The following is a 13,490-nucleotide window of genomic DNA, read 5'->3' on the forward strand; positions in this document are numbered from 1 at the left end:
ATCGTTCTCAGTGGTCACAGCGGTCATCTTGGTCCTCCTTCAGGACCGACCGCTTACACAGACCATCTGACACCCCCTGGCCTCGGCGCGGCTGCAGGCGCTCAACATCGGGATCGTAAGCACCACCACACCCAGACTCACGGCGTGGAAGAGTCGCCGCGTGAGGACGCCACAAGCCGCTGCAGAGACCAAGCGGCGACGACAGGCCACCATGAACGGCGCACAGACCGAAACGCGTCGGAAGCCACGAGCCTTCGTGGGCACCGGTGTCGAGGACGGGACTCCTTCGGTGGCCGAGGTGGTGATCATGTGCGGTTCCATTTGCTTCTCCCTGCTGCGAGTCGAACTGGCTGACTCACGAACCATGACGCGCAGTGCTGATCGCGGCTCCACACACGCGGCCGTCGATGCATCGCAGCGCATGGGCGCGCTTGGCCCGTTCGTTCACGGCTCAGAAGCGATGCACCAGAGCGCACGAGCCTCTGTGTCGGAAGCAGAACGGACCTACTGTGACTGCATGTCAACGTCAGGGCACGCCCAACCGGACCGAAACCACCTGGACAAGATCCCCCTGCCCACGGTGCCCGGACTGGTGACATGGCATCGACACCTGCGAGAGATGGTCGAGGCCAGCCCCTACAACCCCTCGCACTACGGGCCCGCACACGGCATTGCTCAGAGATTCGTGCAGGACCACACCAATCCGAAGAATGAGCTCAAGGTCCCGGGCTTAGAGGGCATTTACGCCATCGACCGCGGCACGAACTACAAGATCGTTGATCAGGTCAAGGACCTGTTCGCCCTCACGCCCGGCGAGTTAGACATGCGACTCCCCTTGTGGGAGCCACGTCACTCCGCCGAGAGGCTGCTGGAGGGTTTGAGGACGGCACTCGGGTGGTCGCACGCGGCGACACCGTCCGTATACGAACTCGCCGAATCCCTCCAGGAATCCTGCGCGAGTAGTGGGGACGCAGGCAGATGGCGAGCGCGGATCTTCGACATCGAGTATGGCCACCATTTCACGTTCGCAGCCACGCGCGCCCTGGAGTTCTTGCGCTGGTACGGCTCCGATACCGGCATCGAGGGAGACCCCCAGAGCGGGCGCGCCCTCGAGTACCTCAACCAAGCGACCTACGGCTTCACGGACTCCGAAACCGCCAAGATAGGCACTTGGCTCAACGACACCACCGTGCCGGATACCTTCCAGCCCGACCTGCCGGGCACGGACCGGCAGGGGCGCTGGGACACGGCACGCCTCGAGCGCGCCGAACTGATCATGCGAATGGGTACGACCTACGCGGCGGCGAGGGGCGAGTGGACAGGAGGGTACGGCTTGGTACACCAAGCACTACTGCGCCACCATGACAACGCGACCGGACGCCACATTTTCTTGAATCCGTTGATCGCCCGCGGAACCGGAGCCACGCCACAACCGCTGGCCGATGACTTTTCGGGTGTGGAGTCGATAGTCCTGCTCGGGGTTCCGGCAGTCGCGTACCCGCGAATCGGGTTCCTCGTCGGCGAAGCGCTGGGGTGGCCGTCCGTGCATGGAGCTGACCTCGCGCAGCGACTTACTGGCCGTCGGTTCCACTTCCAGACTGAGCGACGACCGGAAACCTTCGCGCATGTGTTTGAGGAGTTTCGGTCGCGCCCTAAGCCTTATAGCATACTATCGCTGCACCTCGATCACTTGATGACCGAAGAAGATGGTCACCTGCGCCTACTTCCCTCCGCGGTCCGGCTGCTCCGGGACCGCAAAATGCTGCCGGTCCTGCTCGCGCCACGCTTTGGTAACGAGTCTCTTCTGCTCTGGGAGGAACGCCAGATCGCCCAGTCCCGATCAGGGCGAAGTTCGATGCGCGTCAACACCGCCGCCCACTGCGCCCGGCTGCAGCATCTGGTCGCCGAGGAACTTCGCGGGCAGCCAGGCGTGGTGCACGCGGAGCTACAACCATCCCTGCCCTGGGCCGGACCTGCAGTGCACCGGGTTATTACGGATGACGATTGGGATGCCCACCCAACAGCCCCCGAGTGGTTCCTGCATCCATTGGTCGGCGACATCATGGTTCGTGCGTCCTACGAGATCGCGCGATACTTATTGCAAGCCTCGATGAGAGAGCCCTCTAGCCCCACAGGCTTCGCTGCCGGATCGACGGTGGCCCGATACGAGAGATCACTGAGAGCCTGCACACGAGGCGCATTCTGGACAGACGACAGCCACATCGAGGCCTTCGATGAGTCATACATCGCCCCACTTCCCCGCGGCAACGGGCGCCCGCAACCCCGCCCAGCACGCACCGTCAACCTCACACACGCACATCGTCAGAAACCCGGGGTCCGCCCGACCGGCCCTAGGAGACCGCCTCGAGTTCGGTGACTGTCCGTGCCGAGTCTGATGGAGGCTCTCATTCCACGGAAGGATGAGAGTCATGGCAGCACCGAGGAAGTACCTCGAGGAGCTTCGGGAGCGGGCGATCAGGGGGGCGGTCGATCTGCGGCGTGACCCGGCGACCAGGATCGGCGCGCTCAGGCGCGTCGGCGATCAGCTGGGGATCCACGCTGAGACGTTGCGCAACTGGGTCTCCCGGTCCTAGGTCGACCAGGGCCACCGGCCCGCGACACCAGCGCGGAGGCGCAGCGCATCGCCGAACTCGAGCGTGAGGTCGCACCGAGGGACTGCGCGAAATCAGCAGAGCCAGGGACCACGCACCACTATCCCCGGCACCGGCCCGGATACCCGCCCGGCCTGCTGAACCGCGACTTCAAGACACCCGCTGTCAACGCCCGCCGAAACCTGCCCCCTGCTGCCGCACCTTTCGGCGACTGGGTCTACGCCGCGTTCGTCATCGACGTGCACTCCCGTCGAGCGGCAGGGCGGCTGGCAGGTAGCGCCTCCCAAGGGCCCCATTGACCAGCAGCAACTGGTGGAGCTGGCCTTGCTGAAGCATGGCGCAGGCCTGGCAGGATCCGTCGGAGGCGACGAGAGCGTCCGTTGAGTCTTGCGCGCCTGCGGTGCTGTCAGAAGACGCGCCCGGCAGCGGTGGGGGCGACGCCACCAGCGAGGTCCGCCAGGACGGTGGCACTGTGGAACCTCAGTGCTCGGCGGCCTGCTTCCGTGTCGCCTGCCTCGATGGACGCGAGGATGTCTCGATCCCATGCTCCCATGTCGGGATGGGCGGTGTGATGGACCACCAGAGCACGCAGACACATCCGAGTCTCGACCATCACGGTGTCGAACGCGTGCTTGAGGCGGGGGCTGCCTGTGGAGTAGACGAGCTCGCGGTGGAAGGTGAGGTCGAGCTCGTCAGCTGCCTCCCAGTCGCTGCTCGCGAGAAGCTCCTCGTAGTCGTCCAAGATGGCGGTGAGCTTCTCGATGACCTCAGGGTTGGGACGGGCGATGAGCCGATCGAGGGCCGGGCCCTCGACGCCCTCGCGCAGCAGGTAGATGTCGTCGACGTCGGCGATAGACAAGATGGGCACGAAGAGGCCGCGGTTGCGTTTGCTGCGCAGCAGCCCCTCCTGAGTGAGGCGCTTGAGCGCTTCACGCACCGGACCGCGGGAGGCCTTGAACGCTGCGGCGGTGGCGCTCTCAGTGATCTGCTCACCCGGTGCGCCCACCCGAGGCGACGACGCCGAGACCGCTCGGCACCACACAGCTGAGCCGCGCACGCCAGCGCCGTCGCGCGAGCTCTCGCTGCTGGCACGCCACCCACCTGCACCCCACCCCGCGCCCACCGAACAGCAGTAGGAACAAGAACATGCGCATCGGCGTCCCGAAGGAAGTCAAGAACCACGAGTACCGCGTCACCATGACCCCGATCGGCGTCCACGAACTCGTCTCGCACGGCCACGACGTCATCATCGAAGCCGGCGCCGGAGAGGGTTCCTCTATCAGCAACGAGGAGCACAAGGGCGCCGGCGCCCAGCTCGTCTCCGACCCCGAGAGCGCCTGGGGCACCCACGGTGAGGTCGACATGGTCGTCAAGGAGCCCATCGCCGAGGAGTACGCCCGGATGCGGGAAGGGCTGACGCTGTTCACCTACCTCCACCTCGCCGCCGACCGGCCCCTGACCGAGGAGCTCATCACCCGCAAGGTCACCGCCGTCGCCTACGAGACTGTCCAGCTGCCCTCCGGCAGCTTGCCATTGCTTTACCACATGTCCGAGGTCGCCGGCTGCCTCGCCCCGCAGGTCGGCGCCTACTCGCTCATGAAGGCCCAAGGCGGCCGCGGCGTGCTGCTCGGCGGCGTCGGTGGCGTGGCCAACGCCAAGGTCGTCATCATCGGCGCCGGCGTCTCGGGCCAGAACGCCGCCAACATCGCGCTGGGCATGGATGCCGACGTCACCCTGCTCGACACCGACCTCGAGAAGCTGCGGATGTCGTTCTGGCGCTACAACAACAAGGTGCACGGGCTGGCCTCCTCCAAGCTGGCCATCGAGCAGCACGTCACCGAGGCCGACATGGTCATCGGCGCGGTGCTGATCCCCGGCGCGGCCGCACCCAAACTCGTCACCAACGACCTCGTGTCGCGGATGAAGCCCGGCTCGGTACTCGTCGACATCGCCGTCGACCAGGGCGGCTGCTTCGAGGACACCCGGGCCACCACACACGCCGACCCGACCTACATGGTCCACGACTCGGTCTTCTACTGCGTGGCCAACATGCCCGGCGCCGTGCCGAACACGTCAACGTACGCCCTGACGAACGCGACCCTGCCGTACACCGTGGCCCTGGCCGACAAGGGCTGGCAGCAGGCGCTGCGCGACGACCAGTCCCTGGCACTCGGTCTCAGCACCCACGCCGGCCAAGTCACCAACACCCCAGTCGGCGTCGCGCACGACATCGCTGCCATCGACCCTTCCGCAGTCCTGGGCTGACCGCCTGACCTCTCCGGCCGGCCTCCCCAATTGGCTGGCCGAACGCAGCAACCCCTGAGACCCGGCGGGCAGAGACACGCGTCTCCCCCGCCGGGCTCGCTGCCGCCGGTCCTCCGCAACCTTCTCGGAGGGACCTCCCTTGTCCGCTCTCGCTCTCCCCGCCCAAGCACTCAGCAACCGATGCCAAGGCAAGCGCGGGGTCAGGTCTTCAACCCTGGTGGCCGCGTCCCACATCGAAGCCCGCGAGGCGCACGAGCTCATCCGCAGTCTCCGTGCAGCAGACCCGGTCGCACGTATCGAACCGACTGGTTCCCGCTCGGGTTCTCGATGCGTGGCGCCAGCAACTAGCCCCCGCAGCGTCGACGTTTGATGGCGGTGTGCGCGGCGTAGCGCTGCGGCCGCGCCCACCGAACCCCGGGGTCGGGGTCCGGCGGAGGTCTGGGAGGGCTGTCAGGGACCTCAGTGCGTACACCTCGGGCGCTTTCACCACCCGGCTCATCGACGCCGGCGTAGATCCCTCAATGCCACGGCCCCCCTCCCCACGAATCGCGTTGCCACCGCGGGGTGCGGTTCCCCTGAGTCCCGGCATAGCGCTCGCGTGTCCCTTTACCTAGCATCGACCACACAGTTCACATACCGGTCGGGAGCGCCGATGGAGACCAACGTCCGCACGCCGATGGACGTGTTCAACCTGCCTCAGCACCTCGTGGTGCCGCTGTTCCAGCGGCCCTACGTGTGGGACGAGACCGATCAGTGGCTTCCGCTGTGGGAAGACGTGCGCCGGATGGCTGAGTTGCGGCTCACCGACCCGTACACCTCGGCTACGCACTTCCTCGGGGCAGTGGTCCTGCAGGCCCAAGAGAACTCCACCGGCAACCTTCCCGCGCGCAACGTCATCGACGGCCAGCAGCGCCTCACCACCTTGCAGGTGTTGATGGATGCAGCCGGCGCGGTGCTCGACGAGCTCGGCCTCGACAACCTCTCGGGTCAGCTAGAGATCCTGACCCACAACCTCGACCTGTACGTCACCGGCGGCGGTACCCGGCTCAAGCTGCGCCACACCAATAAGGACCACGCTGCGTTCGACGAGGTCATGAACGCCGACCCGCCCATCAACTACACAGCCCTCAAGCACTCCGGGTCACTGCTGGCCCGGGCACACGAGTTCTTCAGCACTGCCGTCGAGGCGTGGGTCAACAACGCCAGCGATGACCTGCTGTCAGCGGCTCCCACGGACCGAGCGACCGCGTTGGTGCAGATCCTGACCCGCGGACTGCAGTTGGTCGTGATCGACCTGCAGGCCCAGGAGAACTCCCAGGAGATCTTCGAGACCCTCAACGCCCGCGGGACCCCGCTTACGGCTGCGGACCTGGTGAAGAACTTCGTCTTCCAGCGCCTCGAGGCCGAAGGCGTCGACACCCGCCGTGCCTACGTCGAGGACTGGCCCTTCGAGTCCGCGTTCTGGGAAAAGGACGTCAGCGTGGGCCGCTACAACGTCTCCCGCAGCTCCCTGTTCATCACCCAGTGGCTAATTTCTCGATCGGGTGAAGAGGTCGGACCTCGGGCGACGTTCACCCGGTTCAAGCACTACGCCGATCACCAGTCCAACCAGAAGATGAGCGACCTACTGGCGCTGATCAAGCAGCAGGCCGACCAGTACAAGGCCTGGACCGTGGCGGCCGAGGACCCTGACCGGGCCTTGTCGCGTCCGGAGATGGCTGTCTACCGGATGGGGGCCGCGGGCATCGAGTTGCTCAAGCCGGTCCTGCTCTGGCTCCACGACCCCGAGCTGGACATCCCCGCCCAGGTCGCTGATGAGGTGATCGCTGCGACCGAGAGCTGGATCATGCGCCGGCTGATGCTGCGCTTGACGTCCTCGGATCTCGGGCGTGTCATCGCCGACCTCATCCGCAGCAACCGCACCACCCCACCCGACCAGCTCGCTCAACGCGTGCGGGACTACCTGACCAACCTCACTGCCGCCTCGACCTACTGGCCAGGCGACGACGAGATCCGTACGTTGCTCGCCACCGAGAACGCCTACCGCCGCTTCCCCCGGGCACGGCTACGGATGCTCCTTGAGGCCGTCGAGGATCATCTTCGTGGCCGCTACGACTACCCGCCCGTTCCGCGCCGGGGCTATCACATCGAGCACGTCCTGCCACAGAAGTGGGAGACCCACTGGCCCGTCGACGGCGGCTTGGAGCCCGAGCTGGATCGGGCAGCGCACGTGCACCGACTTGGCAACCTCACGCTGCTCACCAAGGGCCTGAACTCATCCGCCTCCAACGGCGCCTGGCAGGGCAAGCGCGAGAAGGTCGCCAAGCACGACGTGTTCCTGCTGAACCGCACCTTCCACGACTCCGAGACCAGCACCTGGGACGAGTCACACATCGACCGGCGCTCACATCGGATGATCGACGAGTTGCTCGCGACCTGGCCGGTCCCGCCAGGCCATGTCGGCGAGGTCCGTGACTCACGCGCCACCGACCAGACCTGGATCGAGATCAAGCACTTGATCGCTGCGGGCCTGCTCGAGCCCGGCACCACCCTCCACCCGCGACCGGGTCATTGGGCAGCCACCCCGGCCGTGGTGTCGCGCGACGGCAGGCTCGAGGTCGCCGGAACTCTCTTCGACTCCCCCTCTGGCGCGGCCAAGCACGTCAAGGGCGGCATCGCCAACGGTTGGATCTTTTGGCGCTTCGACGACGGTCGCAACTTGGGCGATGTCCGAGCCGTCTACCGCGGCACCAAACCCGAGAACTCCCGGACAGGATTCGACTGGACCCCGATGCACGCCATCTTGGAGGCGCTGCCGACCGACAGATGGACCACCTACGGCGACCTCGCCGACGCCATCGGCACCGCCGCCCAGGCAGTGGGCAACCACCTGCCGACATGCCACCAGTGCGCCAACGCTCATCGCGTTCTCACCAGCGACGGGCGGGTCGCTGACTCCTTCCGATGGACCGACCCCGATGACGACCGCGACCCCGCACAGTTGTTGGTTGAAGACGGCATTCATGTCCGTGACGGCCGCGCCGAACCCGCCCGACGGCTCCGAGGAGACGACCTGTCCTCCCTGGTAGAAGCCAGCCCCTGACCCGTGTACCAACACCAGCGCGACCGAGTTCCGGGTCAGACAACAGCAACCGCACGTGGGGATCGAATGCGGCTACCCGACCTGCTTCACCGCGACCACCATGAGCATGCGGTCGAGGCTCTGCGCTGCTACTACGGCCTCGGGCACCATGGCGAGGCCGGGCACGGGACGTTCACCGGCGCCCGGTTCGACACCTGGGGCCACGGGCCGACGGCGACCCCTCGCCGAACAGGCTCACCGCCGACGACCTCGTCGCGGTGTCGATGCTCTCGGTCCATGTGCCGGCTGTGGCTGCGGTGAACTCCTGGACAGCCGAGCCGATGAGTTCGCCGCCATGCTTCGTGCGCTCGGCCCCGACGAGGACCTAGCGGTCCAGTTCCATCCATGGGACGTCAACTGGGCTGGGTCACGGCTCTGGGCTGGCCTGCTGGGGCTGGAGACGTCGGGCCGACAACGGCCAGCAAGTTGTACGCGCGCAAGCGCCCTCGGCTGCGGCCGATCTACGATTCGGTCGTGGCCCGCGTCATCGGCACCGAGCAGATCTGGGAGCCGCTGCGGGCCTATCTGCAGGATTGTCCGGACCTGCACGGAGACCTGATCAGCCTGCGCACAGACGCCGGGCTGCCCGATGCGGTCTCCCCGCTGCGCATCTTCGACGTCGTCGCGTGGATGGAGGGCAAGGGGTACACCCCATGTCGTTGGCCTTCTGTCCCGGTCGGGTCAGCCTGACCAGTTGATCGGGTCGCCTGTGATCAGGTCGTTGACGCGGCCGAAGGTGCGGGCCTCGCGGAAAGCCCGCTGAGAGGCACCACGGGACGCCGGGTGAGGGGCGGTCACGACATGGTGGCGTTCGGGATCGACAAGTCCACGGTGGAGTGCACGTTGAGCTTTGGCGCCCCAAAGAACGAAGACCATGGGCTCCGTGCGGTCGTTGAGACGGCGGATCACGGCGTCGGTGAAGGGCCGCCAGATGCGCAGGTGCCGGCCGGCCCCGTTCTTCCGGACGGTCAGACCGGCGTTGAGCAGCAGGACCCCCTGCGCAGCCCAGCCACTCAGGTCACCGTGTTCGGGAGGCTCGATGTTCTCGGCCCGCATGGCGATGTGAATGTTGCGCAGGGAGACCGGAAGCGGCACCCCCGATGGCACCGAGAACGACAGCCCCATTGCCTGCCCGGGGTTCGGGTAGGGGTCCTGACCCAGGATCACGACCCGGACCTTCGCAAAGGGCGTGAGGTCGAAGGCGGCGTAGACGGCCGACTCCTCGGGGTAGACCTCCCCTTCATGGGCACGCTCCTGCTCCACGAAGTGCTGGAGCTGGGCCCAGTAGGGCTCCGCTCGCTCCTCGGCCAGGACGTCAAACCACTGCCGCAGGGCATCAGAGCCGGTGTGCGGGTCCATCTGACTCCCCCTTCTTCGATGACCAGGCGCCGCCGCCTGCACATCATCTGAGGTCCCTGCGACTGCCGGCAGCCCCGGCTAGGCGCTGACAGGCTCCAGGACACGGATCGAACCGTCGTCTTGCGCGACGAAGAAGAGCTCGAGGTCACCGCGGTGACCAGCGGCCGGCAGCTCTCGATCGGCGAACTCGCGCAGGTAGGGAGTCCACCGCAGCAGCTCGCGAACCTCGCTCGGACGGTAGGGCCGGTCGACTCGCTTCTTGGGCATCTCGATCGACAGGGCCGACAGAGACCCGAGCATCGTCACTATCCGCTCTTCGAGTGCAGCCAGATCGGCGGTGTCCTTCGCCAGCTCACGGTTGAACCTCGAGAGCGAGAGGTTGCTGTCGTTTTGGGTGTGTTCGGCCGCCTGCAGGATGGCGACGCGCCGCTTCATGGTGATCGCGAAGACCGCCATCCTCAGCTTGGCCTCGAACTCTCCCCCCGGGGCCCGGAGGCCGGGGAACGCCTCCATCAGGGCGTCCGGGGTGGCGGTCCCTGCGAACCCGGCCAGGGTGCGCTCCCAGTCGTTGACCCTGCGTTCGGCGCGCGAGACGGCGGTGTCAATGCGGTTGACGGCCGCATCCAGGCCGAGCGAGTGGCCCAGTCGACCTTCGTCGGCAAGCAGTGCTGTGGCCTTCGTGATCGCCGGCACTGCACCACTGAGCTCGTCGCGCTCTTCGTCAAGCTCGACGGTCTTCAGCTGATTGAGAATGTCCTCGACCCGCCCGAGCGCGGCACGTCGCTCCTGTTCGGCGTAGATGCTCCCGGCGGTTGCTGCGAGCAGCAGCACCACGGGTGCTGCCGCAAGCACGGCCGCGCCAACGCCGGCGCCAGCTGCAACCGCGGCTCCACCGGCGGCGGCCCCACCTCCCGTTCCGGCCGCGACGGGAACGAAGCGGGCGTTGCCGACGATGCTCTTGCTTCCCCGGATGCCGGAATAGACACCACCACCCTTCGCCGTCATCTGGCGCGCGGCGCCCGCGGCCAGCTGTCCGGCCAGCTTGTCGGGAACGACCATCTTGTAGAGCACCTGCGTGGTGCCTGCGGTCACCTCGGCTGGCGCGGCTTGTCGTGTCGAGCCGACGATCTCGGCGAGCGACTTCGCCAGCGGCGACCCCGCCGCGACCAGGCGCCCCGTGCCGGGCACGTCCTGAGGACTCACGGCGTACCGTTCCAGTACGACCGGGGGGTCGTCGGAGAGGGCGCCCAGCGCCGCGCGGAGCCGTTCGAGCCGGTCACGGCTCAGCTCTTGCTCCCCGTCGTAGAGCCGCTGAAGAACTTCGTCGTCGGACCCACCCGACGACAAGGTCCAGATCGGCACCACCTGCTGGTCGCCCATGCGATCCACCCTCGTTGTTGTGTTCTGTGTTGAGCACACGGTACTGCTCGCTCGTCGGGCCGGGCTTGGCGCGATCCTCGTCGACAGTCCTCGCATTTCCTTGCGGCGTCCGGCCGACGATGGCTATCCCGAGGTTCCTCCCAACTACAGTCCTGATCCCCCGATCGAGGTTGCCCGTGACACCGCGCGCAAGGACAGCGCCCGGCGGGGTCAAATCTTCAACCCCTGGTGACCGCGTCCCACATCGAAGCCCGCGAGGCGCACGAGCTCATCCGCAGTCTCACCGATGTCGACTGGTGCGAGGGCGTCCAGCCGCGAGACGCACACCGCCGCGGCGTAGACGGCGGTCATAGTGACTCCGTCGATGTCTCGTAGTGCATAGCTCAACTGCTGTACCAGCGAGAAAGCCTTCGACGGTCCCGCCCCCATCAAGTCCAGGAGCGGCCCCGCTCCCGGGAGCAGGATCTGGTCGGCAGTCCGAGAGAGAGGCATCGCGTACCTATGCGCGTCCGTACCGCAGCCCGTTGTGTAGGCAAGGGTTCGCTGCCCGCCAGGGCCCACCTCGACCTCCGCCCAGCCGAGAAGGTGATGCGGAATCGGGTTGGTCATCAGTACCAGGGCCCATCCCAAGTGCACGGGGTCCAAGAGTCGCAGACCGCCCGCTATGGAGAGGAAGGAGGCGGCAGGGTGCCCGGGGGGAAACGTGTGGGTTGTCTTCATGGACCGGACGGTCCGGAGAAGCATGGGTCAGGCAATCGCAGCTTGCGGGCCGTCGGTGCAACTCAGATGAGCTTGTCTAACCTCTCGGTCTCAACCGCCTGCAGCCTCAGGAACTCCCCACGGCTCCGCTCCACCTCAGACAGCAGCTCAGCCTTGCGCTCCGCGATCTGGGCGACTGTCAACGTCGAGGGGTCCACCGGCACCACTGGAGGGGATGGGACGGCTCGCTGATGCCCCGTGTTGTCACGTGGCCGTTCGCTGATCACGCCCTTGTAGTGCTTCTCGAGGATGGCCTGGGAGTGACCGGCCATCTCGGCAGCAACCCCGGTGTTCCACCCCAAGACGAACAGCCAATCGGTCACAGCGGCAGCTCGCAGGCGCCGGAACGGCATGTCGGCGAGGTAGCGCTCGTTGGCGAACACGAGGTCGCGCACCGGCTTCCACCAGTTGTCGTTGAAGTTCGACAGCTCGAGCGGGACACCGTTGTGGGTGGTGAAGAAGTAGGCGTCAGCACCTGTCGCCGAGTCGACGTGGTCGCGGCGGTGCCGGCCAAGTACTTCGATGAACTCGGCCCGGTCGTGCTGATCGGGGCGCAGCACGCGCACTTCGCCTTCAGCGCGGTGCTTGAGGGACACCCTTTCGCGACGGCGGGGCTGGTCGTCGAACGCCGGTTGAACGATCTCGGCGTGGCGCAGCACGATCCGCGGATCGGCGGGTTCAAGGATCACCCAGCTGTCGCGGATGGCGATGAGCTCCTCGGGGCGGGTGCCCATGCGCCCTGCAACCCATACAGCTGCTGCGTACCGGTCCCCGTCGACGATTCGGACCTCATTGTTGCGGGCGCGCCACGAACGGGTGTACTCCCTCATTGTGGAGACAAGTTCACCTACCTGACTGCGGTCGGCAACCACGCGGCGGGTGTAGCTGGTTGATGCGGCCTGCGGAACCTCGTCCTTGACGTCGTCGGTCCACAGGTCATAGGCGATCCACTTCCTTTTGTAGGCATGGGTCAACAGCGCGCCGAGCTGCTGCGCGAACGCCTCGACCGTTCGGGCTGCGCACTCTTCAGGGGTCAGGTCCGGCATCGCGATGGCTGCCGCCGCCTCCTTGTCCCCTCTGCGAACAGCGGCGGCCACGTCGTTCTCCCACTTGGCCAGGCGGCGCTCGTTGACCGCCCGAACCCGCAGGTTCGTCGTGGTTCGGATGGCGATGAGGTGGAGCAGGTCGGCCTCGGTGATGGGCGCCTGCTCGTTGTCGAACACCCACGACGCCCCGGCCCCTAGGCCAAGAACGGCCAGGCGCGGGTCGCCAGGCTCGTAGCGGGCGTGCTCCAGGAAGAAGTTGAGCTGCGTCCTGTAGTTCGTGTGCGTGTTGCGCTGCTTCTTACCTCCCCCGCTCCTCTTTTTCCCGACGCGCTGGTGGTTCCTGAACATCTCGACGAGCCGTGGAGCGTCGAGCGGGCCCGGCGCGGCGCCAGCGCCGAGATCGGCCAGGGACACTCGCGGAAGTGCGGTGGCCGGCGTCTGGGCGACCGGGTCGCTGAGCGCGGATGTGACGGTCGGCAGGGCGGTGGGGGCGATCGGCTTTCCGGCAGTGTCGGCTGGCCAGTCGTGGTGGTAGGCGACCAGCAGGGTAGCCACGAAAGCGCGCAACTCGGTCAGGTCGGCGGCGGTGACAGCAGGAAAAGTCGGCCGCTTGGTCTTGCCGTCGAGTCGGTAGTGAACGCGTGCCTGAACGGCGTCCGCGGGCGGGGCGGCGGCGTCGGCGTGGCGCGCCAGCGTGACCTTCTTCGGACCGAGCCACTCCACGCTCAAGGACGCCGACCACCGCTTACCCGCTGCGGCACGCCGGCGAGGAGACGCGGCCTGAGTAGGTGCCGGGTCGAGGGGTGAGTTCGCAGTCATGGAGGGGAACCGTTAGCTGTGAACCCAGTCGTGCAATCAACGCACGACAAGAATCCTGGCCAGTTCACCGGAGCAGGGGCGAGGGCGGTCTCGACGAGAGTTGGGAAG

General features: G+C 66.7%; 9 protein-coding genes. 4 read left to right on the forward strand and 5 right to left on the reverse strand.

Annotated features, from left to right (window positions below; all coding sequences use genetic code 11):
* The first annotated feature begins 211 nt into the window (after positions 1-211).
* The gene (locus ABKW28_RS14585; RefSeq protein ID WP_348610877.1) at positions 212-2,377 is read left to right on the forward strand and encodes a hypothetical protein; all 2,166 of its coding nucleotides are present in this window, start codon (positions 212-214) and stop codon (positions 2,375-2,377) included.
* Positions 2,378-3,018: 641 nt separating this feature from the next.
* Here ABKW28_RS14585 and ABKW28_RS14590 read toward each other — a convergent pair.
* Positions 3,019-3,618, reverse strand: coding sequence for a GntR family transcriptional regulator (locus tag ABKW28_RS14590; protein ID WP_348610880.1), 600 nt, complete (start codon positions 3,616-3,618; stop codon positions 3,019-3,021).
* A gap of 140 nt (positions 3,619-3,758) precedes the next feature.
* Between ABKW28_RS14590 and ald the strand changes: the two genes are divergently transcribed.
* The 3 genes from ald to ABKW28_RS14605 all read left to right on the forward strand — a co-directional run bounded on the left by ald (position 3,759) and on the right by ABKW28_RS14605 (position 8,709).
* Positions 3,759-4,877: an alanine dehydrogenase gene (gene ald / locus ABKW28_RS14595; protein ID WP_348610891.1), complete on the forward strand. Its 1,119-nt coding sequence runs from the start codon at positions 3,759-3,761 to the stop codon at positions 4,875-4,877.
* A 652-nt stretch (positions 4,878-5,529) separates the two neighbouring features.
* Complete coding sequence (locus ABKW28_RS14600; RefSeq protein ID WP_348610893.1) at positions 5,530-7,980, forward strand: DUF262 domain-containing protein; 2,451 nt, start codon at positions 5,530-5,532, stop codon at positions 7,978-7,980.
* Between the two features lie 384 nt (positions 7,981-8,364).
* Positions 8,365-8,709, forward strand: coding sequence for a DUF6308 family protein (locus ABKW28_RS14605; protein ID WP_348610896.1), 345 nt, complete (start codon positions 8,365-8,367; stop codon positions 8,707-8,709).
* Here ABKW28_RS14605 and ung read toward each other — a convergent pair.
* From ung to ABKW28_RS14625, 4 genes are all read right to left on the reverse strand, one after another.
* Positions 8,701-9,378 (reverse strand): uracil-DNA glycosylase, encoded by a 678-nt coding sequence (ung, locus tag ABKW28_RS14610; protein ID WP_348610899.1) that lies wholly within the window; start codon positions 9,376-9,378, stop codon positions 8,701-8,703. The two genes, ABKW28_RS14605 and ung, sit on opposite strands and share 9 nt — an antisense overlap.
* 78 nt (positions 9,379-9,456) lie before the next feature.
* Positions 9,457-10,758, reverse strand: coding sequence for a hypothetical protein (locus ABKW28_RS14615; protein WP_348610902.1), 1,302 nt, complete (start codon positions 10,756-10,758; stop codon positions 9,457-9,459).
* A 210-nt stretch (positions 10,759-10,968) separates the two neighbouring features.
* Positions 10,969-11,478 (reverse strand): hypothetical protein, encoded by a 510-nt coding sequence (locus tag ABKW28_RS14620; RefSeq protein WP_348610905.1) that lies wholly within the window; start codon positions 11,476-11,478, stop codon positions 10,969-10,971.
* A gap of 62 nt (positions 11,479-11,540) precedes the next feature.
* The gene (locus ABKW28_RS14625) at positions 11,541-13,292 is read right to left on the reverse strand and encodes a hypothetical protein (protein WP_348610908.1); all 1,752 of its coding nucleotides are present in this window, start codon (positions 13,290-13,292) and stop codon (positions 11,541-11,543) included.
* Between the last annotated feature and the right edge of the window lie 198 nt (positions 13,293-13,490).

Source organism: Nocardioides sp. 31GB23 (assembly GCF_040012395.1).
GTDB classification, from domain to species: domain Bacteria; phylum Actinomycetota; class Actinomycetes; order Propionibacteriales; family Nocardioidaceae; genus Nocardioides; species Nocardioides salarius.